At 57.7% G+C, this 24,363-nt stretch carries 23 protein-coding genes; 16 read left to right on the top strand and 7 right to left on the bottom strand.

Features of this window, described 5'->3' with window-relative positions:
• The first annotated feature begins 75 nt into the window (after window positions 1-75).
• The 5 genes from QBL02_RS01380 to QBL02_RS01400 all read left to right on the top strand — a co-directional run bounded on the left by QBL02_RS01380 (window position 76) and on the right by QBL02_RS01400 (window position 5,430).
• Window positions 76-612 carry a TetR/AcrR family transcriptional regulator gene (locus QBL02_RS01380; RefSeq protein WP_282724559.1) on the top strand — a complete coding sequence of 179 codons (537 nt, stop codon included), beginning with the start codon at window positions 76-78 and terminating at the stop codon, window positions 610-612.
• Window positions 613-725: 113 nt separating this feature from the next.
• Window positions 726-1,457, top strand: coding sequence for a FadR/GntR family transcriptional regulator (locus tag QBL02_RS01385; RefSeq protein WP_282724560.1), 732 nt, complete (start codon window positions 726-728; stop codon window positions 1,455-1,457).
• A 1-nt stretch (window position 1,458) separates the two neighbouring features.
• The gene (locus tag QBL02_RS01390; RefSeq protein ID WP_282724561.1) at window positions 1,459-2,724 is read left to right on the top strand and encodes an MFS transporter; all 1,266 of its coding nucleotides are present in this window, start codon (window positions 1,459-1,461) and stop codon (window positions 2,722-2,724) included.
• A gap of 270 nt (window positions 2,725-2,994) precedes the next feature.
• Complete coding sequence (locus tag QBL02_RS01395; protein WP_282724562.1) at window positions 2,995-4,584, top strand: amino acid permease; 1,590 nt, start codon at window positions 2,995-2,997, stop codon at window positions 4,582-4,584.
• Window positions 4,585-4,653: 69 nt separating this feature from the next.
• Window positions 4,654-5,430, top strand: coding sequence for a gamma-glutamyl-gamma-aminobutyrate hydrolase family protein (locus QBL02_RS01400; RefSeq protein ID WP_282724563.1), 777 nt, complete (start codon window positions 4,654-4,656; stop codon window positions 5,428-5,430).
• A gap of 45 nt (window positions 5,431-5,475) precedes the next feature.
• On the opposite strand, the gene QBL02_RS01405 is transcribed toward QBL02_RS01400, so the two are convergent.
• Together QBL02_RS01405 and QBL02_RS01410 are read right to left on the bottom strand one after the other, a co-directional pair.
• Entirely contained in the window at window positions 5,476-5,925 is a 450-nt protein-coding gene (locus QBL02_RS01405; protein WP_282724564.1) for a flavodoxin domain-containing protein, read from the bottom strand.
• Between the two features lie 26 nt (window positions 5,926-5,951).
• Window positions 5,952-7,223, bottom strand: coding sequence for an FAD-dependent oxidoreductase (locus QBL02_RS01410; RefSeq protein ID WP_282724565.1), 1,272 nt, complete (start codon window positions 7,221-7,223; stop codon window positions 5,952-5,954).
• A gap of 293 nt (window positions 7,224-7,516) precedes the next feature.
• On the opposite strand from QBL02_RS01410, the gene QBL02_RS01415 reads away from it, so the two are divergent.
• The 5 genes from QBL02_RS01415 to QBL02_RS01435 all read left to right on the top strand — a co-directional run bounded on the left by QBL02_RS01415 (window position 7,517) and on the right by QBL02_RS01435 (window position 12,461).
• On the top strand, window positions 7,517-8,731 hold the full coding sequence (locus QBL02_RS01415) for a cytochrome P450 (RefSeq protein WP_282724566.1): 1,215 nt from the start codon (window positions 7,517-7,519) through the stop codon (window positions 8,729-8,731).
• Window positions 8,732-8,835: 104 nt separating this feature from the next.
• Window positions 8,836-10,254: a glutamine synthetase gene (locus QBL02_RS01420; protein ID WP_282724567.1), complete on the top strand. Its 1,419-nt coding sequence runs from the start codon at window positions 8,836-8,838 to the stop codon at window positions 10,252-10,254.
• Complete coding sequence (locus QBL02_RS01425) at window positions 10,251-10,955, top strand: ABC transporter substrate-binding protein (RefSeq protein ID WP_282724568.1); 705 nt, start codon at window positions 10,251-10,253, stop codon at window positions 10,953-10,955. Before QBL02_RS01420 ends, QBL02_RS01425 begins: the two co-directional genes overlap by 4 nt.
• Complete coding sequence (locus QBL02_RS01430) at window positions 10,948-11,691, top strand: gamma-glutamyl-gamma-aminobutyrate hydrolase family protein (RefSeq protein ID WP_282724569.1); 744 nt, start codon at window positions 10,948-10,950, stop codon at window positions 11,689-11,691. The genes QBL02_RS01425 and QBL02_RS01430 overlap by 8 nt, the downstream gene beginning before the upstream one ends.
• A gap of 47 nt (window positions 11,692-11,738) precedes the next feature.
• Window positions 11,739-12,461 (top strand): type 1 glutamine amidotransferase, encoded by a 723-nt coding sequence (locus QBL02_RS01435; protein ID WP_282724570.1) that lies wholly within the window; start codon window positions 11,739-11,741, stop codon window positions 12,459-12,461.
• Window positions 12,462-12,494: 33 nt separating this feature from the next.
• Here the strand turns inward: QBL02_RS01435 and QBL02_RS01440 are convergent, their stop codons facing one another.
• Both QBL02_RS01440 and QBL02_RS01445 read right to left on the bottom strand, forming a co-directional pair.
• Window positions 12,495-13,211: a cache domain-containing protein gene (locus QBL02_RS01440; protein ID WP_282724571.1), complete on the bottom strand. Its 717-nt coding sequence runs from the start codon at window positions 13,209-13,211 to the stop codon at window positions 12,495-12,497.
• Window positions 13,208-13,966, bottom strand: a complete 759-nt coding sequence (locus tag QBL02_RS01445) for a GntR family transcriptional regulator (protein WP_282724572.1) — start codon at window positions 13,964-13,966, stop codon at window positions 13,208-13,210. The genes QBL02_RS01440 and QBL02_RS01445 overlap by 4 nt, the downstream gene beginning before the upstream one ends.
• Window positions 13,967-14,104: 138 nt before the next feature.
• Here QBL02_RS01445 and QBL02_RS01450 point away from each other — a divergent pair, with 138 nt between their 5' ends.
• Entirely contained in the window at window positions 14,105-15,211 is a 1,107-nt protein-coding gene (locus tag QBL02_RS01450; protein WP_282724573.1) for an N-formylglutamate amidohydrolase, read from the top strand.
• Window positions 15,212-15,239: 28 nt separating this feature from the next.
• Here the strand turns inward: QBL02_RS01450 and QBL02_RS01455 are convergent, their stop codons facing one another.
• Window positions 15,240-16,580: an anaerobic C4-dicarboxylate transporter family protein gene (locus QBL02_RS01455; RefSeq protein ID WP_282724574.1), complete on the bottom strand. Its 1,341-nt coding sequence runs from the start codon at window positions 16,578-16,580 to the stop codon at window positions 15,240-15,242.
• Window positions 16,581-16,888: 308 nt separating this feature from the next.
• Between QBL02_RS01455 and glsA the strand changes: the two genes are divergently transcribed.
• Window positions 16,889-17,893, top strand: a complete 1,005-nt coding sequence (glsA, locus tag QBL02_RS01460) for a glutaminase A (protein WP_282724575.1) — start codon at window positions 16,889-16,891, stop codon at window positions 17,891-17,893.
• A 13-nt stretch (window positions 17,894-17,906) separates the two neighbouring features.
• Window positions 17,907-19,523: an MFS transporter gene (locus QBL02_RS01465; RefSeq protein ID WP_282724576.1), complete on the top strand. Its 1,617-nt coding sequence runs from the start codon at window positions 17,907-17,909 to the stop codon at window positions 19,521-19,523.
• On the opposite strand, the gene QBL02_RS01470 is transcribed toward QBL02_RS01465, so the two are convergent.
• The gene (locus tag QBL02_RS01470; RefSeq protein WP_282724577.1) at window positions 19,468-19,893 is read right to left on the bottom strand and encodes a MerR family transcriptional regulator; all 426 of its coding nucleotides are present in this window, start codon (window positions 19,891-19,893) and stop codon (window positions 19,468-19,470) included. The two genes, QBL02_RS01465 and QBL02_RS01470, sit on opposite strands and share 56 nt — an antisense overlap.
• A gap of 220 nt (window positions 19,894-20,113) precedes the next feature.
• Between QBL02_RS01470 and QBL02_RS01475 the strand changes: the two genes are divergently transcribed.
• Together QBL02_RS01475 and QBL02_RS01480 are read left to right on the top strand one after the other, a co-directional pair.
• Entirely contained in the window at window positions 20,114-21,580 is a 1,467-nt protein-coding gene (locus QBL02_RS01475; protein WP_282725258.1) for a SulP family inorganic anion transporter, read from the top strand.
• 71 nt (window positions 21,581-21,651) lie between these two features.
• Window positions 21,652-22,086: a CoA-binding protein gene (locus tag QBL02_RS01480; RefSeq protein WP_282724578.1), complete on the top strand. Its 435-nt coding sequence runs from the start codon at window positions 21,652-21,654 to the stop codon at window positions 22,084-22,086.
• 27 nt (window positions 22,087-22,113) lie between these two features.
• On the opposite strand, the gene QBL02_RS01485 is transcribed toward QBL02_RS01480, so the two are convergent.
• Window positions 22,114-22,647, bottom strand: coding sequence for a 2-phosphosulfolactate phosphatase (locus tag QBL02_RS01485; protein ID WP_282724579.1), 534 nt, complete (start codon window positions 22,645-22,647; stop codon window positions 22,114-22,116).
• Between the two features lie 120 nt (window positions 22,648-22,767).
• On the opposite strand from QBL02_RS01485, the gene msrB reads away from it, so the two are divergent.
• On the top strand, window positions 22,768-23,175 hold the full coding sequence (gene msrB / locus QBL02_RS01490) for a peptide-methionine (R)-S-oxide reductase MsrB (protein WP_282724580.1): 408 nt from the start codon (window positions 22,768-22,770) through the stop codon (window positions 23,173-23,175).
• Window positions 23,176-24,363: the final 1,188 nt, after the last annotated feature.

Raw genomic sequence — 24,363 nt, forward strand, 5'->3', positions numbered from 1 at the left:
CATGTCCAGATTGATAGAATCATAGCGAGGAATCCTGAATTGCACGAACAAACCAGGGTGAAGAACGGAGCAAACATGGCGTACCTACCCCGCGAACAGCGTCGGGCCGCCATTATTGACGCTGCACTCAAGATCATTCGGCGCGATGGCTTCGCTGCAGTCACAGCACGGTCCGTTGCTCAAGAAGTCGCTGGATCACCCGGCCTCATCCACCAGCACTTTCCGAGCATGGACGAACTCATCGCAACCGCCTGGCAGCAGTACATCGATACGAATATTGCCGAGTTCTCCGAAAACCTCGCGGCAGGCGCCGACACCACCGCAGAGTTTTTCGCGAACCACTCCGACCCCGATCGTCGCGAAGAACTCTCACTCTGGGTCGACGCCTGGACCGAAGCACTGCGTCGCCCAGCTTTTGCAGCAACTTTCACGCACAGCCTCAACCAGCTCACCCGGGCACTCACAGAACACGATGAGCACATCAGTGAAATTGAAGCGAAACACGACGTGCTCCTCGCCCTTTCCCTCGCCAGCATGCAGCGCCTCGATCCAGAGAATTACCCGGCAGATCTCGCCCAGAGCTTCACCAGAATCGCCAACCGCCAAAACTAGCGTTTCATTCACGGCTCAAGCCAACAAGCCGAAAGCGCACCAAACTCAGCGCGCAACAACGGCAGAAACACGCCAATTTTGACGAATGCTGTCAAATGTCCTACATTTGACAGGTGACCGATTCAACTCGCCCCATTCAGCGCCACCAACCCCTCTCTGCCCAGATCGCAGAGCGAGTTCGCGAGCGCATCGAATCCGGCGAATGGCCAGTCGGCCACCGAGTACCAGGTGAGCACGAACTCGCCGAGGCGATGGGCACCAGCCGCAATACGGTGCGCGAAGCCTTGCGCGGCCTCGTACACGCGGGCCTCCTCGAGGCTCGCCCCGGCGATGGCACCTACGTCTTAGCCAGCACCGAACTTGAGGTCGCACTCAAACGTCGCGCTTCCCGCGAAGAAATCAACAATGTCTTCGAGGTGCGCGCGGCGCTCGAACAATACGGCGCAAGACGCGCAGCCGAACAGGCCAATGCCGCGCAAATCGAAACACTCACCCAGTTGCTCGACGAGCGCGACGCGCACACCGACATCGAAGAATATCTCGCAACCGACCTCGCCTTTCACCTCGAACTCGTTCGAGCCTCCGGCAACCGGCTGCTGGGTGATCTCTACCAAGATCTGCACCAGCAAAGCACCGGCCTGCCCGGCGAGGGCGACGCGCAACAGCGCAATACAGCGTTGCGCGCCCGCTGGCATGACGAAGATCCGCATCGGGCGATCCTCGAAGCCATCAAAAAACGTGACCCCGATGCCGCAGTAGCCGCGGTCACTCTGCTCATGGAGCAGGCCAATACGCTCTGCGGCGAATCACTCGAAGAAACTCTCCCCCAAACTAGAAAGCCCTGAAATGCCTAAGGCACACAATGACGACGATCTGACACCCCAGCGCAGACAACGTCTCGGCAGACGCGGGCTTGCCATCGCCGGAATTCTGCTGATTGCAGCGAACCTCCGCACGGGCATCACCGTGGTTGGCCCCCTCATGGGCGACGTACGCGATGAGCTGCACCTCACCAGCATGACTGCGTCTCTTTTGATCACCATTCCGGTAATCTGCTTCGCAGTTTTCTCACCCGTGGCGCCGCTAATTGCACGCCGCTTCGGCATCGAGCGCACGCTCGCAGCCGCGCTTGTACTGCTCGCACTCGCGCTCGTGGCCCGCTCGCTGCCAATAGCTGGCCTACTCTGGGCCGGCACGCTCGGCATCGGCTTCTCGATCGCCGTACTGAATGTGATTCTGCCCGCCCTGCTGAAGCGCGATTTCGCATCTGAGGCCAGCAAACTCACCGGCATCTACTCCGCACTGCAATCAGGTTGCGCAGCAGCAGCTTCGGGCCTCGCAGTGCCAGTTGCCGGGCTCACTGACGCCGGGTGGCGCGTATCGTTTGCGATGTGGGCGGGCCTTGCCCTCATTGCGCTCGCGGTCTTCTGGCCACAGGTCGCAAATGCCAAGCGCCCGGAACCGACCGGCCCCATTTCGATTGGCGAGGGTGGCTCGCGTGTCGTGCACCGTTCTCCCTGGGGCAGCGCGCTCGGCTGGCAGATCACCATGTTTATGGGCCTTCAGTCGACACTGTTTTACACGCTGCTCACCTGGTGGCCAATGATGGACGAATCGAATGGTTTCACCTCTGCTGAGGCGGGTCTGCACCAAAGCTTGTTCCAGATTGTTGGCATCGCGGGCAACCTTGTTGTTGGAGCGTGGATCGTACGCTGGTCACGCGATCAGCGGCCCATTCTGTTCTTGCTTTTGCCTTTCAGTATTCTTGGGCTTACCGGGCAGCTTTTCTTCCCGCAGCTCTCGCTCGTCTGGAATTTGCTGGTTGGTTTCTCGGCCGGTGGCACCATCGTGCTCGCGCTCTCACTGTTCAGCTTGCGCGCATCACACCACCGCCAGGCCGCGTCAATCTCTGGCATGGCTCAATCGGTTGGGTACATTCTCGCGGCGGCCGGTCCGGTCTTTGTTGGCGTACTGCATGACTCGACAGGTAGTTGGCAGCCTGTGCTGCTGTTCTTGCTCGTTTTGCAGGCGCTGCAGCTTGGCGCGGGCTTGCTCGCCAGCCGCGAGCGTCTCCTCGGCGTAAAGAACGTTCCGGGCGAGAGCGTGGCTTAGTCTCGCAGCCTTTGGTGCGCTGGATCCCCCGCACACCGATTTGTCGCCCAGTGGGGCCGCAGTGTTCGCACTGCGGCCCCACTTTCTTGTTAATTCATTCATTTTTAAATTTTAATCTCTGAACATCTGCACCAAAATCAAAGAAACACAAGTCCTTCCATTTATTTCATTGCCAAACAAAAGATCTAAATGTAGTTTATTCAAAGCACCACTTTCTTGAATCGGTGCTGATGTGTTTCTGCATATATGTACAAGGGAGTACGAGCAGCCATGACAGAACAGAATCAAGTTGAGATTCACGACGAAGATGCAGCGCATCTCGCGTCGCTCGGCTACAAATACGACACAACCTTCAAACGAGAGATGGGCTTCTGGGGCAATGTGTCTCTAGGTTTTACCTATCTCTCGCCCATCGCGGGCGTCTACGCAATGTTCGCGTTCTCGTTTATGAGCGCGGGCCCGCCAATGGCATGGGCGCTCGTGATTGCCCTCGTCGGCCAGTTTTTTGTGGCACTCGTGTTTGGCGAAGTGGTGTCAAACTACCCGGTAGCAGGTGGCGTCTACCCCTGGTCACGAAGGCTCTGGGGCCGCAAGTGGGCCTGGATGAACGGCTGGATCTACGTCGTCGCGCTTGTCGGCACAATTGCCGCGGTCGCCTATAGCGTCGCGCCGTTTCTGCTCGATGCATTTCTCGGTTATGACGAGGGCCGACCAGCTCCGACTGCGGGCCTCACAGTGGTGATCGCGCTGATCGCCCTTGCGATTGCCTCGGTGCTGAATTACATGGGCACCAAAGCGCTCAGCGCAGCGGCAATGATCGGTCTGATCGCTGAAATGATCGGCTCGGTCGCAATTGGTGTGTACCTCATCATTCGCAACTTCGTGTTCCTCGGCGACGGCGATCCAACGACCGGTCACTCCTTTGCCGTGTTCTTCACCAACAAAATCACCGATCTGCAGGGCAATGTGATTGCAATTGGCGAGAATGGCCCATTCGGCAGCGGCGTTGGCGGCTACTTCGGCGCCTTCGCTTGGGCGGCACTGATCGGCATGTACGCCTACTACGGCTTTGAGGCGAATGGCGATGTCGCCGAAGAGGTGAAAGATCCAAGCCGTCGGGTGCCGAAGTCGATGCGAATGACACTTTACGTCGGCGGCATCACCGCGAACCTCCTGGTCTTCTCACTCGTTTTGGCTGTGCCCGACTACTCGGCAGTCGCAGACGGCACCGTCGCAAACCCGATTAGTGCCGCAATTAGCGATGCCTTCGGTCCACTCTTCCCTGTAGTGATGATCGTCGTCTCGATCGCGTTCATCTCGTGCGTCACGAGCCTGCAGGCAGCGGCCAGCCGGCTTCTGTTCTCAATGGGTCGCGATGGCTTCTTGCCTGCGTCAAAGTGGCTCGCACACCACACCCCGGCACGCGGCGTACCAAGCAATGCGGTACTCACGGCAGCAGTGTTCCCCGCACTGTTTATTCTGCTGTCACTCTTCGCTGAGAATGCGCTCACCGCGCTTATCTCCTTCGGCACGGTCGGTATCTACATTGGATTCCAGATGGTGGTGTTGGCGGCACTCCGGGCAAGATTCCTTGGCTGGAAGCCTGCAGGCAAGTTCAAGCTCGGTCCTTGGGCTTACCTCGTGAACATCATCGCGCTCGCTTGGGGTGTGGTTGCCATCGTGAACATCTCGTTCCCTTGGCCCGTAAATGACAACACCTTCCTCGATTGGGCGGTACTTATCGTGCTCGGCATCGTGCTGGCTGTTGGCTTTGGCTACATGCTCATCACAAAAGCGCACCTGCGCGGCGACGCACCAGCTGGCGATGCGAGCGGACCAATCAAAACCATCACTCGATAACCCTTCCAGCAGTGGGCGTCCAGCGATGGGCGCCCACTGTCGTGTTACCCCGCCCGAAAGGAACCCCCATTGACCTCCCCCATCGACCCAAACGAACTCACCATTGGCAACGAAGACCCGAACGGGCCCCTCATTTATGTCATTGGCCAGCTTGACTTTCCCGGCATGAGCGAGCTTGCCCGCGAGCTTGGCACCGCTCAAGCTCGCGGCTCATTCGATGGCATTCGGCAAGCCGGTGGGCGGCCACGCTTAGTTGCTTCTTCTGCGCTGGATCGCCCGGCACCCGGCACGATTCTCAGCGAGGCAGATGGCCTGGTCTTTCTCGGCGGCAGTGATGTCGATGTTACGCTCTACGACCAAAGTGGAGTCGAGCCAAATCACTATGGCGGTGCGGACAAGCGTGCTGATGAATACTGCATCGAACTTCTGCAGCAGGCGGCCGCGCAGAACATACCTACACTTGCGTTTTGCAAGGGTTCTCAGCTCATGAATGTTGCTTTTGGTGGCACACTGATCGGCGATATCGGCGAGTGGCAGATGCACCGTGGCGCCCACCTGCCAGAGCTCATGATCGACGAACGGCTCACTCTCGATGAAGACTCCCTCATCGCAGCGATACTGGGTCGCACTGAGGTCACCGTGCGCAATGGTCATCATCAAGCGGTGGATCGCGTTGGCGACGCGCTGCGCGCCGTCGCCAACGCCGATGATGGCATTGTTGAGGGGGTGGAGCACCGTACTGCGAGCTTTATGGTCGGCGTACAGTGGCATCCCGACGATGCAGGGGCAGACCTCACTGACCGGGCCCGGATCTTTGACGCTCTGATCTCTCGGGCAAAGGCATAAACGAAGCGCTCACTGAGTGTGTCTCAGTGAGCGCTTCGCCAATGTTTACAGCCCGGCGGCCACAATCACGCCGGGCAACCATTCAAGCGCAATATCGCTGGGCAGATCCCACGATGATGCATCGTGTCTGCCATACTCGCCCACCCGAGTCGCGCCGCGCTCGGCAAAACGGCGGTCGAGCTGTTCACTACCTTGGCTATAGGTGTCGTAGAAACTGTCGCCGAGCCCGAACATGGCGTACCGCAGCCCCTCAAGCGCTGGCGGGTTCTCGTCAAATCGCTCCGCGAACGGCAATGCCGTGTTGGGCAGATCACCCTCTCCGTGCGTCGAACAAACCACGATATAGAACTTCTCAGCGCTCAGCTCAGCTGGCTCAAAGTCACGCAGGTCAAAAACGTCGACATTTTCGTGGGTCTCACGCAGTTTTGCGCCAAGGTCTTCGGCGATCAGTTCGCTATTGCCCGATTCGGTGCCGTACAAGACGGTGATGTTCATTGCTGTTCTCCAGTTTGTGTGGGTCGTTATTGGGTTTCGCGTCGTGCAATTCGAAGCATTTCCGCGGTGTCAAGAATTTTGCGGCGCACTCGGTCAGGGCCTGCCTGCGCACGCTCGTGCGCATCGAGCAGGTGCCACTGCTCATACGAAATCGAGTTTGTGCGCACATCTTCGGGCAGCGACTCGAAACCGCCTCGGCCAATCGGGCCAGTAGATTCAGCGAGATCAGCAACGATCTCTTCAGCTACAGCTTTGGCACAGGCTCGGTTTTCTGGGATCGCTCCTCGCGGGCCACGTTTGGCCCAACCTGTTCGGTACAGACCCATTTCGATCCGACCTGTCTGGCTTGGCGTGGCAACGTATGTGGCGAGCGGATCGTTTCCAGCAGAAAACCCGGTGGCGATCAAGACCGAGCTCGCCTCAATTTGTTCGAGTTTGCCGTCTTGTTCGAACTCGATGGCGCTGACTCGTTGATCGCCGACAAGTCGCACAGGCGTTGCACCAAATCGCAGACGCACACTTGCGCCTGGGGCAGCTTCGCGGGATTGTAGTGCGCGCAATGCCGCGAGCCGCGCGGTGGCCTGGCGGTCAAGCGTCCCTGCCTGTTCTTCGAGCGCGATGGTCTCGGATAGCCCAAAAATTTGGTAGTTGCCGGCTTCAAGCTTCGCGAGTTCTGCGAGCATTTGCGGGTCGCTCTTTGCGTTCGTGATCTGTGAGCGGTTCAGCAGGGTCACCCGCGCGGCAGGCGATTCGAGGTAGCTTGCAAGCGCGTGTTCGGCAATGTCGCTGCCTTGATAGTCGGCCCCGGTTTTTACCAGAAAACGTAATAGGTCGATTGCGACGTTTCCGCCACCAACAATGACCACATCTTCACCGAGCGTTGGTAGCTCGGAGCGCTCTGCTGGGTGCGAGTTCAGTAGTCGGGTAATCGTGCCCGAGCCATAGACACCCGCCAGCTCCTCACCCGGCAAATGGATACTATTGTCGGCGTAGAGTCCGGTCGCGAACACCACCGTGTCAAATGCAGCACGCAGTTCGGCGACACTGACGTCTGTACCGACTTCGATGTTGCCCGCGAAGCGCACGTTTGGCGCCACAAAAAGCCGGTCGAATTGCCTCGTGATCGCTTTGGTGTGCTGGTGGTCCGCGGCAACTCCGTAGCGGATCAGGCCGAAGGGCACTGGTAACCGATCGATGATGGTCAGATTTGCTTCTGGCAGCATGCGCTGGATCGACTGCGCTAGGTAGCAACCCGCAGGCCCGCTGCCGATTATTGCCATTTCCAGTGTCGAAGACAAGACCGCTCCTTTGCAGATCATTGGCATCGTCCAGGGGTTTGCACTTCAACGTTGAGGGCGCCCGGGTGATGCCAAAATATGTGGCTTGAAGTCAGTGTAGATGCAAAACATTCATTTAACGAATGTTTTAATCGCTAATTTCCCTACGTTTAGCCGGTAGATAAACAATTTCACTTGAATCACTTGCTTCTTAAAAGATTCAGTTATAGCTTATTTGCAAGCAGATGAGCTTTCCTCTCGGTGCGCGAGCAATGAGCCGAAAGTATGCGAAGTATCGACAAAGGAGTAGATATATGAGCACTGCAATCGACGAGGTCGCGTACCTCGATATTGCATCCCCAGGATTCTCAATGAGTTCAGAAGCGGTGCGTGATGCCAGAGCTAAGCACTGGTATGCCCGCACAAACTACGGTGTCGCGGTACTGCGCTACCGAGAGGTCACCGAACTGCTGAAGCATCCAAGCCTCAATCAGGGTAGTGCTCAGTGGCCAGAACACAATGGCGTGCACTCAGGCATCTTCTACGAATGGTGGTCGAAGAACCTGCTCGTGCTCGAAGGCGAAGAACACCACCGCATTCGCCGCCTCTTGAATCCAGCATTTTCACCCCGCGTGGCCGAATCGCTGAAGCCAGAGTTCGCTGCGATCGCCGCCGAACTCATCGAGAACATGAAGCAGAAGCAAGCCAAGGGCGCTCAAGTGGAGTTTGTACATGACTTCTCTGAGCCCTTCGCAACCCGCGCACTCTGCGCCATGATGGGGATTTCACACGAGCACTGGCCGTTTATCGCAGATCGCGCAAACACCATCGGATATGCCCTCAGCATTAGCATCAAAGAAGATATCGAGAACATTGATCATGCGGTCACCGAGCTATACACCTTCGTCGAAGAACTGATTCAAGAGCGCACCGCGCAACCGGGCGACGACGTTGTTTCGCACCTGATTGCGTTCACCGCCCACGGTGACAAACTCAGCGAAGAAGAACTGCGAAATGCCCTCGTGCTGATGCTTTTTGGCGGAATGGATACCACTCGCAATCAGCTCGGACTCCTGATCCAGACTTACATTCGCTCGCCTCAACAGTGGGAACTACTCGCAGGCGACCCTGAAGCTCTCACCAAACCGGCCCTTGAAGAAGCTCTTCGGGTTAATCCGACCACCCGCTGGGTTACCCGTGAAGCCAACGAAGACTTCGAATTCAACGGCCTCGAAATCGCCAAGGGCACCACGGTGCATCTCTTCACCATGACGAGCGGTACCGACCCAGTTGCCTACCCTGACCCCGAAATCGATATTCTCGCGACCGATCGGCCTGCGCACCATACCTTTGGCGGCGGCGTGCATCACTGCCTTGGTCACTACATCGCCCGAGCAGATATGAGCGTGGCCTTGCCTATGCTCGCGAAGGCGTTCACCAAGCTCAGCTGCCCCGGCGGTGACGAGTGGCTGCCAGACTCTGGCAACCACGGTCCGATCACCTACCCGATTAATTTCGAGCTGCGCTAACACCCCTCGTGCTGTGCACTGCAATTTGCACAGCTTCACCCAAGCCACAGGTTCAGTGCAGAACCCGTGTACTCACTCTCCTTCCAATGACGAAAGGAACCAATATGTCGCACTCAAATTCAGGTGGCGCTTTCGCCACAGCCCTTCGTGAGATTCTTGACGACGATCAGGCATTCGCACGACACCAGCAGGCAAATCTACGCCCCGAAGTGGTCAGCGCACTCGGCGAGAAGATTCGCACGAGCGGGGTGAAATACATCTACTACATGCTGCCGACTCTTGGTGGTCGCACAGTAGCGAAAGTGGTGCCTGCCGAGCACTACGAACGAATACTCAAAAAGGGAATCGCTTTTCACCGCACCGCGCTCACTGACCTACAGACCAGTCGCGAGGGCGAACTCATCGGTGGCGGCGTAGCTGCGCACGAGTTCTGGGCGCTACCCAACCCAGAAACCTTCACCCAATTACCGTGGGATCCGGAGGTAGGCCGAATGTTCTGCATCGCCTACGACCCACCCCAACTCAAAGATGGCGGCCGTCTCATCCCCCTCGACACACGAGCACTGTTCATCGCCGCGCACCGTTCCTTTACCGAGCGCACTGGGCTTGAATTGCGCAGCGGCCTCGAACCAGAGATGACCTGGGTAAGCCCAGACGTGCAGATTATCTCGAAAGAGGATCAAAGCCCGGCCTATCAGGTCGAAAACCTTGAGAAGATGCGCCCCGTCTACAAGAAGGTGATCAGCTATGCCCAAGCTATGGGCCTCAACATGATCCAGGGTGACTACGAAGACGACGGCCAGGTTGAGCTCAACTGGGAGTACGATCGCGCTGAACTCTCGGCCGAACGAATGACGACTTACCGTCAGATCTGCAAGCAGGTTGCGCGCGAAACCGGATTCCAGGCCAGCTTCATGCCAAAGCCGTACAACGGAAAAATGGGCAATGGTTGCCACCACAATATGAGTCTCTGGCGCGGCGAAGACAACATCATTGAAGATGGTCGCGTTGAGTTGCATGTGACGGAGGCCGCAAAACATGCCATTGGCGGCATGTTGAAGCACACCCCCGGCTCGATGCTGGTTATGGCGAGCACCGTAAACTCCTACAAACGTTTCTGGGACGCCGGCCAGTTCGCACCATCCGGTGCCGATTGGGGCCTCGACACTCGCGGTGTCGCGATCCGCATTTCCGCAAATGGCCGCATGGAGTACCGTTTGCCAGATGCCAGCGTCAACCCGTACCTTTCGCACCTCTACCTTCTCGCAGCTATTGAGCATGGCCTTGAAACTCAACTTGATCCAGGCGAACCTGGCCAGGTGAGCGCAGAAGTTGGCGAGATCTCTGTGCCGAACACTCTCGGCAGCGCTATTGAGGCGTTCGAAGCAGACAGTTACCTCATGAACACAATGCCAAGCGAGCTCACCGAGGTGTATCTCAAGCTCAAGCGTGACGAATGGGCGCGCTATTGCGGTCAGATCACCGAGTGGGAGTTCCGTCAATACTGGGAGGCAATTCCGTGACCCGAATCATTCGACTGGCCTGCATCGACTCTGCAGCCCTACCACTCTTCGACAAAAGCCCAGACGGTGTGCGCCGCGAAGGTTACGAGCCTGCCGCAGCGGAACTGGTGTTGAGCAGGTTAGGCGCCGAAGTACGGTGGGTAATGCTGCCTTGGGACGACATGATCCCCGCGGTGCGTCGTGGCGATGCTGATGCGGTTTGGTGCGGCCAAGGCATCACTGCTGAGCGCTCGGCCCTGGTGTCTTTCACCAGGCCCTACGCCGTGTTTCATGAGACGCTCGCAGTTCGCGCCGATGATCCAGCGCGATCGCCTAACGATCTTGCCGGGTACCGAATTGGTGCGATCACTGGCTCGACCAATATGGCGCTCGCAAAAACCTTCCCCGGTGCTGAACTGGTGAATTTTGGCGCCAGTGACGACGTTTACGGCGAAATGATCGAGGCGACACGTTCGGGTGCCATCGATGGTTTTGTTGACGACGATGTTGTCACGGTGCCGCTATGCCGGGAAGACCCTGACTTCGCTGAGGCGTTCACGATACAAACCGCGAATCAGTGGGGAGTCGGCGTCGCACCGGACAACGTCGCCCTGCGAGACGAGATCAGTGCGGCGATTGACGCGGTGATCACCGATGGTTCACTCGAGCGAGTCTGGCGCGAGTGGATGCCGCTCTTGGCCTTCCCATTCGGCAATGACTAGAGCAGAGACGGGCGGGGCACACGCGACTAAAACGCGTGTGCCCCGGATAGCCGTTGCGGGCATGTGGTCGCGGCTGATCCACGGTTTACGTTTTGATGGCAGTGCGGTTTCTGCCGCGGTGCTGCAATCGGTAATTCGGGCCGGCGGAGAACCGTTCACACTGTTTGCCGAAAGCTCGCTACCCGCGGCCGAGCGGCTTCGGGGCTTTGATGCGTTGCTGCTTCCAGGTGGCTTCGATATTGACCCGAAAAGATATGGCGAGGATCCGCTAGCCACCACTAAAACTGCAGATATGGCGGCACAAGACCAGTTCGAGGCCGAACTACTCAATGCCGCTGTCGCGATGGGCTTACCGGTGCTCGCAATCTGCCGGGGTTTTCAACTCGTGAATGTTGAGCACGGCGGCACACTTTTACAAGATCTTCCCGCCGACAGTCTGCATCGATCGGGCATCCATCCGGTGCAGATCGATGCCGAATCACGTCTTGCGCAGGCAATCGGTTACACTGAGCTGCCGGTGTCTTCGTATCACCATCAGGCGATCGCCAGGGTGGGTGTTGGCTTGCGCGTTGTCGCACGCGCACCCGACGGCATCATCGAGGCGCTCGAACCGAGTGATTCAGGTATCCCGCTGCTCGCTGTGCAGTGGCACCCAGAAGACTCCGCCGCAGAGAACCCGCAGCAGCTAGCAATCTTTCGATGGCTAATTACTGCGGCTCTTGAGCATGTGGCTTAGCGCCAGAAGGCCCGGCGATCCCCCGCTACCAGAGAAAGGCAACACACTTGCAGAAGATTCTTGTTATTGAGCATCAACCCGATGCCGGGCTTGCCCACCTCGGCGAGCGCTTTGCAGAGCTCGGTATCCAGGTGACCACGGTGCAAGGACCGGCTGCAAGTGAACTGTCGCTCAATAGCGAAACCCTGCGTGAATTTGACGGCCTGATTGTGCTCGGCGGATCGGTGGGACCGCTCGACGATCTTGCGGCTCCCTGGCTGCCTGCGACTCGCGAACTGCTCGCGCAGGCTGTCGAGCAAGGGCTGCCAACTCTCGGCATTTGCCTTGGCGCACAACTGCTCACAGTGGCGCTTGGCGGCCAGGTGACCACTATGCCGAACGGCCCAGAGATTGGCCTGCAACAGGTCACGCTCAGTGACGCTGGCGAGTCCGATCCGCTTCTGGGCGGGTTGAGCGATGGCGACGATACTCTCCGTTCACTGCCGGTGGTGCAGTGGCACTGGCTTGAGAGTTCTGAGCTGGCACCGGGGTCTGTGTTGCTCGCCAGCAATGAACACTGCACAAATCAGGCCTTCCGCATTGGAGACCGAGCCTGGGGTCTGCAGTTTCATCCGGAGGCACTTGTCTCTGCGGTGCGGGCCTGGACCAAGATTGATGATGTTTCAGAGCTCGGCCTCAATGAGGCAGACATTATTGCTGAGGTATCGGCTGAGACCCCTCGGCTACGGTTTATTTGGCAGCAGCTGGCCGATCGTTTCGCCGCGCTCTAGTCTCGCATGGCTAGGCCGGGCAGAAAGCTCTCGCTATTGGCCAACGAGCAGTCTGAGTGAGGTGGCCGCTGGCTCGAGTGGGATCCAGCGCACCGATCCTTCGTCACCGGCAACGTATTCTCCCGGCAAATATTTTGGTGAGTTGCTGCAAAGCACGTGACCGTGCGCGCCGACAACGGCCAGCGCAGTCTCATTTTTGAGAAGGATCGGCAACAGTTCGCGTTCAAGGTCGGGAACTTGAATATCGCAGCCGATCGCGCCAACGCGAGTGCCCTGAATCTCGGCTGGAACGGTGAGCGTCACCACGTACGCTTCGATACCGAGGTAGTCAATGTAGGGTCCAACTAACGACACTGCTCCATCGTGGTAGGCCCGAGTGAACCATTCGTGATGTTCATAGTCGTAGAAGCGATCAGCACCCGGAATCAGGCCAAATGAATAGCGTGAAAAGCGCTGCTCGTCTTCGCGCACCCACCATTCAAGGTGACCACTTTGTTTATTTTCAGTCACCATCGAAGCGAAGATCAGGCCGCAACCGTCGGCAACCGTATTCTCGGAGAGAAAAGCAGCTGTTGCGTCACGAAGGTGTTTGCGTGCAGTCCCTGAGATGCTCACTCGCTCAGAACCCTCAAGCTGTACAACCTCAAGCAGTGTTTGAGCCAGCTGCTCTAGCTGAGAAAACTGTGCGTTCAGCCAATCGTTGAGCTTGCTGACGACTTCGGTGACTGGGTGGCTGTCTTGTGCGCTCATGCTTCAGCCGCCTCACCCAAACGCTCCAAACGAAACTTCGCCTCCATGATGAACTCTCGATTGCGCGCGACATGCGCGACCGCTAAACGGTAGCTCTCATCAGGCTGACGCTGTTCTATCGCCATGCTGATCGCGACGTGCTCCGAGAACGCCTGCTGTGCTGGCACTCGGCAGATACCCTCGCTCCACAAAAACGGCGAAAGCTCCGAGTGCAACCGCTGCTCCGCTGCCAACAGACGAGGCGATTGGCTCAGCACCGCAATTTCGAAGTGAAAACGGCTGTCTGCCATGGATTTTTCTCGTGAGGTACGGGCCTCTCGCGTGGCAAACGCGAATTCTGCCAGTCGCGTGTGGGAGCCGGGTTCGAGCCTTTCTGCAGCGAGCGTTGCGGCCATACCTGACACTGCGGCGTGCTCGTCAAAGAAATCACGCAGCGCGACGATGCTCGAGTGCCGCAGCTCTTGTTGCAGAGTTTGGTCAGACGGAAACGGGGTCTGCACGATGAAGGTACCGCCGTTGCGGCCGCGTCGAGTCTCAACAATTCCTTGAGCTCGCAACCGAGCCAGTGCCTTGCGTAGCGTTGCAACCGCGACGCCAAATTGATTGGCAAGTTCAAGCTCTGGTGGCAGTCGTTCGCCGACGCTCAGCATGCCCATTGAAATCGCGGTAGAGATACGCTGCGCGATCCCGTCGAGCGGCACCTCTTCAACAGCGTCAGCGCGCGACTGGGCTGCAACGAAATTGGGCTGGCTCACGATCCCAACGCTACCGTGGCAAACCTCGAAAGTGCTAGATATTTGCCCGGTTTCACGATGTTTCAGCCTTGCACTACCAGCACAGCTCTATCGACACCAGCCATTCACACTTTGGTCGCAAAAAGCTACGCTACGTACATGAGAATGCGCGATCTTGATTTGATCCCGGCCGGCACGGTCTTCACCGCTACACAGATCACTCACTATGCCTTGCCAAGTGAGCGCACGCTTGAGCAGGCGATCGCCGAGGCAGACCTGCTCGTCAGCACTCCGCATTCTGGTGCAGCCATCCCCGCTGAAATCGCAGAATTTCTCTCCCCCACGCTCACCAAACGCCTGCAGTATGACTACAGCGATGTCGCCACGGCTTCAGTTGTGCGCCGCTGGGCAGAAATTGATCCTCGTATTGTTGCCGTGATCAACCCGCACCCGCGCCTGATTCGTGATCCGAACCGCGCGAAACCAGCCGATGTCAGCGGTGACCTGCGCGCAGCTATTGCACGCGTGCGCGAGGCTGGCCCATGGCAGTCCGTCGACCTCAGCGGTGTTGATGCGATTCGCCCGGTGACCTTTTCCTTTTTCCCAATTCTTGAGATTCCCGAGGGTGACGCGGCTGTTGATCATCTGGTGCAGACCTTCGTTGAGACCGCCGAGCAGGGGCTGGGCGTCTACGAGCGCACCCGGGATGAACTGACCGAGCGCTTTCTCGCAAAGGGCCTGGAACATGGCGGCTGGTTTACGCGCTTGTCATTCCACGACACTATGAATACAACCACCACACGTGAAGGGGCCGTCAGTGTGGCGCGTGCTGAGAAGGATCGGCTGCCTGAGGTGGTTGCCCTTTCAAACCGCGGTGATGCCAACGGGGAAAAGCGCAGCACTGCTGAGCCAGGCGATAGCCCAACGATGAACCCGGTGCGCTTGCGACTTTTGGCTGAGGCGCACCGCGATGGTTTTGACGTGCAGAACGACAACGCTGTACAGCTCAACCAGCCTTACCTTGGCAGTCAAGAAATCATTGCCGCTCGTGATCGGTTCCTTCAGATCAGTGATGAAGCAGATGCCGCGGGTTTTGTGGCAGAAGCGGTGCAGGCAGAATTTTTGCGCGAGTTTTTGCTTGGCCCAGCGGCGAGCGCTGAACTGCAACTGCCCGGTACTGAGTGGGTCAGCGAAGATTTTGCACGGGTTGATATGCTCGCGCACGCTTGTAAGCGCGCCTGGGATGAATACCGTTCCCTGCGCTAAACGCGACTGTTTTCACTGCTTCTTGCGTTTAACCCCACAGCACGCCAAAAAGCGCACCGGCCGCGATCGTGGTTACTGCGAGTACAACTGACGGCCAGAAGAACGAGTGGTCAACAAGTTTGGTGCCGAGTTTTGTGCTGCCAGTGTGGTCAAAGTTCGCGGCGGCAATCTGTGACCCGTTGGTTGGCAGCAGATAGATGCCTGCAAACGCACCGGCCCACATGCCGGAGAGCAGGCCGAGTGGAATGCCCGCTGCGAGGCCAATCGGCACAATTGTTCTGGTTGCAGTCGACTGACTTGTGGTGAGCACACAAACCAGGAACACACCGAGTGCGAAGATCCAGGGGGCTGCAGTGACCAGACCGCCGACACCCGAGGAGATCATCTCGGAGTGAGCCCCAAGGAAGGTGTCGGTGAGCCAAGCAAGACCAAAGAGTGCGATTGCCGAAACCATACCGGCCCTGAATACCGTCATCGTTGGGATCTCTGCGACTTTTGGCCTCGACACGATCAGGATCACGGTACCGGTCACAAACATGACGATCTCGATGATCGGTGTCATTGATACCGGGTCGCCGGCGGCATCGAGCGGGCGCAATTGCTTGAAGAGGCCAAACACCACGATTGCGGCAACACCCAGTAGGAAGATGGCTGCTGCGTTTCTGCCTGCCTTGGTAACTGTGACCTGGGCGCGGATTTCTTCTGCGTCACCGCTTGGCGCAGCAATTTCCCCCGAAGCAATTTTGGCTTGAATCTCTGGATCGTCCGCGATGTCTTTGCCGAGCTTGTTCACCACGATGCTTGAGAGCACGATGCCAACGATTGCCGCGGGAATGGTCACCTTCAAGATGTCGATGAGTTCGAAGTTCCAGGGTGCGGTGTCGGTGAGTGTCACCATTGCCGCCATAGCGGCTGAGACAGGGCTGCACGCGAGGGCGACACCGGTTGCTACGACCGAGAGTGAGAGTGGTCGTGATGGGCGAATACCGTTTCGGTATGACAGGTCCTGGATCACTGGGAGTAGCGGGTAGAGGATGTTTGAGGTGCCGGCTCCCACCGAGAACAAGAAGGCAACGAGTGGTGCGACCAGCGTGATCTGTTTTGGGTTGCGGGCGATTAGTTTCGCTGCGACCGAGACCATCCAGTCGATGCCGCCTGCTGATTGCATCATCGATGAGGCGAGCACGACCGCGAGCACAATAAGTAGCGCATCTACTGGGGGTGATCCGGGGGCAAGTTGAAATACGAAGACGAGGATCGCAACGCCTGTGCCGCCCCAGAGCCCGAGGCCGACACCGCTGGAGCGCGTGCCCATGACGATGCAGCCGAGCACCACCAATAGTTGCGTGATGAAGAGTGCGATATCCATCGAAGCTCCTTCGCTCCTGAGTGAGTGAATTTCAACAGGGTTCTTCCTGAGAGTAACCCAGTATGCGCCAAAGTCGGCAGAGAAACTTCACTCATCAGCAAATACTTTGGGCAGCTGTAGCAAACACTTAATGAGATGAGACAGATACTCACTGGGCCACGTCAACTACTCACGGCCGCGCACTCGCTCGCGCAACTTCGCGGCTCCTCGTTGCGCTGCCAACAGGCAGACTCGCAAAATGCTCAATACCTGCCACGCACGTTTCAGTTCTGCAGAGCCACCGCGTCAGGCGCGAAAGGTTGTCGACGATGTTTGAATCAGATGCCAGCACGGTCGCCCAGCAGGCCAATACCGGAGCTCTTCCCCCTGCTTCAGAAGTCAGCGCGCTAGTTCGAGAAGCGCACAGCAGATACGCCTCCCACTCCGAAGGAAAAGTAGCCGACTACATTCCGATTCTTGCTCGTGCACAGGCAGAGCACTTTGGCATTTCGCTAATTGAGGCCACCGGCGCGACCTACTCGGTCGGAGATTGGCAGCAGTCCTTTTCCATCCAGTCCATTTCAAAAGCATTCGTGTTCGCTCTCGTGTGCGATGCGATCGGTCACGAAGCGGTTCACCGACGGATCGGGGTCAACAACACCGGCCTGCCGTTTAACTCAGTGATCGCGGTCGAACTCAATCGCGGCAGCCCCATGAACCCCATGGTGAATGCCGGCGCTATCGCAACGACAGCGCTTATTCCTGGTGACAGCCCGAGCGCTCAATGGGACTACATTCACAACGGCCTCTCTCGATTTGCCGGCAGAGAACTCCGTGTCGATGAGCTTGTCTACGAGTCTGAAATCTCGACCAACCAGCGCAATAGGTCAATCGCCGAACTACTCGATAGCTATGAGCGTCTGCCCGTTGATCCGCTTGACGCAGTTGATGTGTACACCCGGCAATGCGCGCTGGCGGTCACCTCGCAGGATCTTGCAATGATGGGCGCCACCCTTGCCGACGGGGGTGTGCATCCAATCAGCGGCGAACGCATTGTGTCGGCTGAAGTCGCCCGCGACACGCTTACGGTGCTGGCATCTTGCGGGCTCTATGAACGCTCTGGCGAATGGCTTTTCGAAATCGGCCTGCCCGCGAAATCTGGTGTTTCGGGCGGCATTGTCGCAATCGCACCGGGCAAGGGAGCAATTGGCGCCTATTCCCCACCCCTCGACCCTGCCGGCAACAGCGTTCGGGGGCAACGCGCGTGCGCGTATCTCTCGCGAGCGCTCGGCCTCAACCTTTTTGCTTCAAACGCGCAGCAACAGGCCCGCTGAAAGGACCACAATCATGGCTCTCATCGAAACGCAGCAGCAAGCTCCGCAGGAGCGCCGTTCCTGGCTCCCAATGGTCGCGCTCTTCCTCGCGCAAGTGTTGATGTCGTTTAACGTCGCAGCCCTGCCGATTTCGCTCGGTGGCATGGTGCAAGACTTCGGCGTCCCGCCGACCACTGCGAGCACCACGATAGTTGTCTACGGCCTCGCGGTCGCCGCTCTCGTAATGACCGGCGCCAAGCTCGGCCAGCGAGTTGGCTGGCTTCTCATATTTCGAGTGGTGGTGGCTGCCTTCGCGGGATCCTCGTTGCTAATGATCTTGTCGCCATCAGTGGGCTGGGCGATTGCGGGGCAAACCCTGGCCGGGGCATGTGCCGCGATTATCGTGCCTGCGCTCGTCGCGCTCATCGCCGAAAACTATGCGGGTAGACAACAGGCCACCGCGATCGGATCGCTCGGCTCAGCCCGGGCGTTTTCAGGAGTGAGTGCCTTTCTGGTCGGTGGCACGCTCGGCACCTTTGTCGGCTGGCGTCCGGTGTTTTTTGTGACGCTCGCCCTCGCACTCGCAGTGTTTTTGCTCAGTTTCTCGCTGCGGCGGGATCGTGGGGATCGCAGCGTGCGAATCGACTTGCTGGCTTCTGCGCTGATCGGTCTCGCCATTGTGATGCTCACACTTGGGTTCAACAATCTCAACGGTTGGGGAGTTCTGCTCGCCCGCGACACCGCACCGGTTTCGCTGTTTGGACTCTCCCCCGCGCCTGTACTCGTTGTGCTTGGTGTGATTTTCGGCCAGCTATTCTTTTTGCGCACACAGAACCGTATGAAACAGGGCCGGGTGCCGCTCGTTGATCTGAGTGTGCTGCGCAAACCCAGCGAGCGAGCAGCGATTTACGCCATGTTCATCATTGTCTCCATGGAGGCCGCCGTGAATTTCACGGTGCCAACCTATATTCAGGTGGTGCAGGGCCGCACACCGTTTGATACATCGCTTGCAATGATGCCGTTCAACCTTACGGTGTTTATCACGGCAACCCTCATTGTGCGTTTCTACGAGAGGTTCAGCCCACGTAACATCGCGCGGTTCTCATTTGCGCTCACGACTATCGCACTGCTTTGGCTGGCGCTCGTCGTCACGAATAACTGGGAAACCTTCCCGACCATCGTCGGACTGGTCGCTTTTGGTATCGGTCAGGGCGCGCTTGTGACGCTCGTCTTCAACGTCTTGGTTACGGCAGCTCCCAAAGAGCTCGCGGGCGACGTGGGATCGCTTCGCGGCACCACCCAGAATCTCGCCTCGGCTGTAGGCACTGCGGTCATGGGTGCGGTGCTGGTGACAATCCTGAGTTCCGGTATAGCAACTGCCGTGCAGCAGCACCCTGAGCTCCCGCCGGAGCTCGTCGCCCAGGTCGATCTTGATCAGAGCAATTTTGTGAGCAACGAGGCTCTGCGTGGCATCCTCGCCCAGACCACCGCAACTCCAGAACAGGTTGAGGTCGCAGTCACCCTCAATGAGTCAGAACGTCTTCGCACACTCAAGCTTGGCTTTTTGATTCTCGCTGGGGTCAGCGCGATTGCGGCTATTCCTGCGTCCCGTTTGCCGAAGTATCGCCCAGAAGAGATTCCTGCGGAGTAGATGCACCCAAGAGGCCTAAAAACTCATCGGCCATAGCGAGCTGCTTCGCGAGCTTTTCGCGCCGCTCAACCGCGTCTCGTTGAAAGTCGGCGAGCGCTTGCGCGGCAACCGCAGCGTTGGCGGTGCCCGAATTTAGTGAGTCGATGGCGCTCAGCAGATCACGCATCTGCTCAAGTGAGTAGCCGAGTGGCTTCATACGCCTGATCAGCATCAACCGGTCGTAGTCGCCCTCGGTGTACAAGCGAAATCCGCCGTCTGAGCGACCAGAAGGCGTAAGCAGCGCGATCTCGTCGTAGTGACGAATTGTGCGCAAAGAGAGCTCGGTTCGCTCTGCCAATTCACCGATGTGCATCATTCCGGCAGCCGGCATCGTGCTCTCCCATCAAACTAACACTCACGTTACGTTAGAGTTCTGTTGTGCGCGCCGTGACGCGCCATCCCTCAAACTCAGCACTTAGTGCCTCTCAATGCTTTCATATCGAAAACATTGACCCCACTCTCGCAGAAAGCCGACAGTGTCGAAGTCAGCCCCCCGCCAGATTCAACGTACGAACTCCTCAGCATCAACTCCCAGCCCGGCCACGCACACGGTGCGCGGTGCGCTCAGATCACCCCGGATACTTACCAGGGAGGCGTTGGCTGGCCTCGTGGTGGCAATCGCGTTGATTCCAGAAGCCATTGCGTTTTCAATTATCGCCGGGGTGGATCCAAAGGTCGGTCTGTTTTCGTCGTTCGTCATGGCCATCACTATTGCCTTTGTAGGCGGACGACCGGCCATGATTACCGCCGCCACCGGTGCCGTCGCGCTCGTCATCGCACCAGTCGCCCGCGAGTACGGCATGGACTATTTCATCGCGACGGTGCTACTGGCCGGTGCACTACAGATCGTGTTAAGCCTGTGTGGCGTGGCAAAACTCATGCGCTTTATTCCCAGAAGCGTCATGGTTGGCTTCGTGAATGCCCTCGCAATCCTGATCTTTCTCGCACAATTGCCGCAGCTCATCGACGTGCCCTGGCAGGTATATCCGCTCGTAGCGCTGGGTCTAATCGTGCTGGTCGCACTGCCAAAACTTACCAGCGTTGTGCCAGCACCACTGGTCTCAATCGCGCTTGTGACTTCGATCACTGTCGCATTCGCTATTCAGGTGCCAACCGTTGGCGATCAGGGTGAATTGCCACGCAGCCTGCCCGAGCTGTTCATTCCGAATGTTCCACTCAATTTTGAGACGCTTGCGGTCATTGCCCCCTATGCACTGGCCATGGCACTCGTTGGCCTCATGGAGTCACTCATGACAGCGAAGCTGGTCGACGAGATCACCGACACCCCGTCAAACAAAACCCGAGAGTCCTGGGCGCAAGGCGTCGCCAATATTTTCTCTGGCTTTTTGGGCGGCATGGGCGGCTGCGCAGTGATCGGGCAGACAATGATCAACGTCAAGACCTCGGGTGCCCGCACCCGAATCTCCACATTTCTTGCCGGAGTCTTTTTGCTGGCGCTCATCGTATTGCTCGGCGATGTCGTTGCGCTTATCCCAATGGCGGCGCTCGTCGCCGTAATGATTATGGTCACGATCACCACTTTCGACTGGCACTCGGTCTCGCCAAACACCCTGCGACGTATGCCAAAGAGCGAAACGGCGGTCATGCTCATCACGGTCGCAGCGGTGATTGCTACCCACAACCTGGCAATTGGAGTGATCGCCGGGGTATGCACCGCGGCAATCATGTTTGTGCGCCGAGTGGCTCATTTTGTAACGCTGGATCGCGAAGTACTCGATACCGCTGAAGGCGCGGTGGCCCGCTACAGCGTGAACGGCCAGCTGTTGTTTGCGTCTAGCAACGACCTCACCATGCAGTTCTCATACTCTGAAGATCCAGATCAGGTAGTTGTTGATTTCAGCAAGGCACAGATTTGGGATGCATCAAGTGTCGCTGTGCTCGATGCCATTGAAACCAAGTATCGTCGCCTCGGAAAGTCCGTCACCTACGTTGGCATGTCTGAGCGTTCAGCGAACGTCCACGGTCGTCTCAGCGGCGAACTGGGTAACGCAAGCTAGCATTGGCAGTGCCAGGCCAAACCGCATGTTCATGCAGGATGTTGCCCCAGCCTGGCGATAGGAGAGGTGAAATGTCTGAAGCACGTACTTGGCAAGCTCCCACCGCAGAGGCGCGATTTGACATCCTGCGAAGTTCAAAGTCGGTTGCGATTGTCGGTGCCTCAGCCAATCCCGAACGCGCAAGTTACGCGGTAGCGAACTATCTCAAAGAAAACTCTGCATTTGATCTGTACTTTGTGAACCCAATGGCCGACGAAATCCTCGGCCAGAAAGCCTACGCTTCACTGTCCGATCTGCCCGTGGTTCCAGACATCGTTGATGTCTTTCGCAAGCACGAAGATCTGCCAGAGGTTGCGCGAGAGGCCGTGGCAATCGGCGCGAAAACTCTATGGCTACAGCTTGGTTCATGGAACGAGGAAGCAGCAGCGATTGCCGAATCGGCTGGCCTCAATGTGGTGATGGATCGCTGCATCAAGATTGAACACACCCGCTTCTACGGCGAGTAATTCACCGGGCGCAAACTTCACGCAGAGCTAGGCGGGATATCTCTCTGCCTCGCTCAGCGAGTTCAATTGAGCAGCGGCTCTCACCTCGCCTGCCCTGCCGAGAGCCGAAAACTTCGCGCCGGCATCGCATGCCGAGAACAGGTGCTTGAGCGCGCGCGTGAGCGGCCGGAAACCCTCAATTGCCACAGCAACTTCCGGTGACGAGTGGTCAATACCGAGAGCAGAAAGACTATCCGCGACTGCGCCAGCAGCGAGATAGTCTTCTACCGCGAAGCGACCGCTGTCGCCGCACAGCACCAGGTTGATCGAGGTGCGAGCTCCGCGTTCAAGTTGCTCAGCCACTACGGCTTCAGCAGTCGCACGGGCGTTCCTCAGCGAGGCCAAAAACACCGTTGGGTGTTGCGCCTGTAACACCGCCTCGGCGGCGAGCGCAGAGGCTGTGCTGTCACTCTCAATCGCGTCAACGATGACCACAATTTCAGACTTCGCAAGAGTGGCCAACGCGTGCTCGCCCCAACCGAGCCTGAGCTGATACATCTGTTGCGAAGAGGTCTCACTCATGGAGCCAGAATAGGCGAGTTTCGTCACCCAGTTTTTGCCAACGTCACACTCCGTCATCATTTGTACACGCCCAGATTCTCGATGTGCTCTCGCAGAAGTTGAGGGCGTAAAGTTACGAGCATGGGATATGAGGTCGAAAAGTCTGAAGATGAATGGCGCGAACAGCTCGGCGAAGAGCAATACGCGATCTTGCGTGAAGCTGCGACCGAACGAGCTTGGACCGGTGAGTTGCTCGACGAAGATCGCGCTGGTCTCTACACCTGCGCGGCCTGCGGAAATGAGCTCTTCGTGAGCGGAACAAAATTTGATTCAAATTGCGGCTGGCCGTCGTTTTATGAGTCGATCCGAGAAGACGCCGTTGAACTGCTTGAGGATCACTCGCTCGGGATGACCCGCACGGAGGTTCGCTGCGCAAAATGTGGTGGTCACCTCGGTCACGTCTTTCCCGATGGTTTCGGCACTCCTACCGGCGATCGCTACTGCATGAACTCGCTCTCGCTGAATTTCACTGCGTCTGAGCCAGAGTAAACGCGACTGGGATCGTGGCTAAAGCCCCAGGCAATTGCATAGTGCAATTGCCTGGGGCTTTTTTCACCACTCTGTTAAGCAATGCCACTACTCGAAGCCACCGCGTGCGCTACCTATTTGCGTTGCGCCCGGCAGGCAAGGATGTGATTCGATGCGAAACTGAATTCCTCGCGAGGTCTTGTCAGGGATCTTCTCATCGCGAGGCCGCAGAACTTACACCCTAGTTTTGCGGTGTGCATCATCCGTGTAGATGCGTGGGGGTCTCCGTAGGTCAGATATCGGAGGCCCCCATTTTATTTGCTCACAAGATGTCTCTGGCTTCTGAGTATTCTTCTGAGACGCGAAGTCCTAGTTCATTGCCGCGCCGACAAATTCAGTGCTTTCGGGAGATTCCTAGCTCCCAACCATCTGCGTTCACTACTTAGCGGGGCAATGTTCACCCTCCACATTTACGCATTTCTCACTCATTCGACGCAAAACACTAGACTCACATGCCATCTGCCCCGTACTGTCGTGAGTGGTCGCCTTGAATTTTCACTTTTGTGGACTCTCCCCGGTTCAATGAGTGAAGCGGCCATTCAACACCCCGGTGACTCACATCCCAGTCACCCGCGTGGTGGTTTGGCATCCTTGTTCCCCTTATGTTCAGACCCAAACCACCACGCACTTCTCGAAGCTCCAGGCACTCGCCTTCGATATACGAAAGAGCTGCGGCCGCCAGTTGCGTGGTGCCACAAATCCAACTTTCGGGGCATCAACTCACGAGACCTTGTACGGCTCTACTCCGACGCTCGTCGTGGCTACTCCTTATGTTCCAAAGGTCTACTTACTCCTGTTGAAAAGATGAGTCAATGCCTCTCTCGGATGTCAGGATAAAGATCTCGCGTGACTGTGTAACAACAATTAGTTTTCGTGAGTCCGTGGCGCGTGCACTGAGCACCACGGGAGGCATCACTCTCAGATGCGCGAGGGTCCCTGGTGCTGGGGGGTTCCAGGGACCCTTTCTCTCAGCCTTGTGTTTCGACATTCCGAGCATTGCAACGTTGCATTCAGCTCGACGCGTCAGCTTTCTCGTAAATCGGTCACTGACGTGGGGTTATTTCACAGACGGTGGGGCATTCACCACTCTCACAGGGGTGTCAGACGCGTGCTTGCGCACGCTCGACCCCCTAACTCAGAGCCGTAAAT

It is taken from the genome of Leucobacter sp. UT-8R-CII-1-4, assembly GCF_030010235.1.
Taxonomy (GTDB): domain Bacteria; phylum Actinomycetota; class Actinomycetes; order Actinomycetales; family Microbacteriaceae; genus Leucobacter.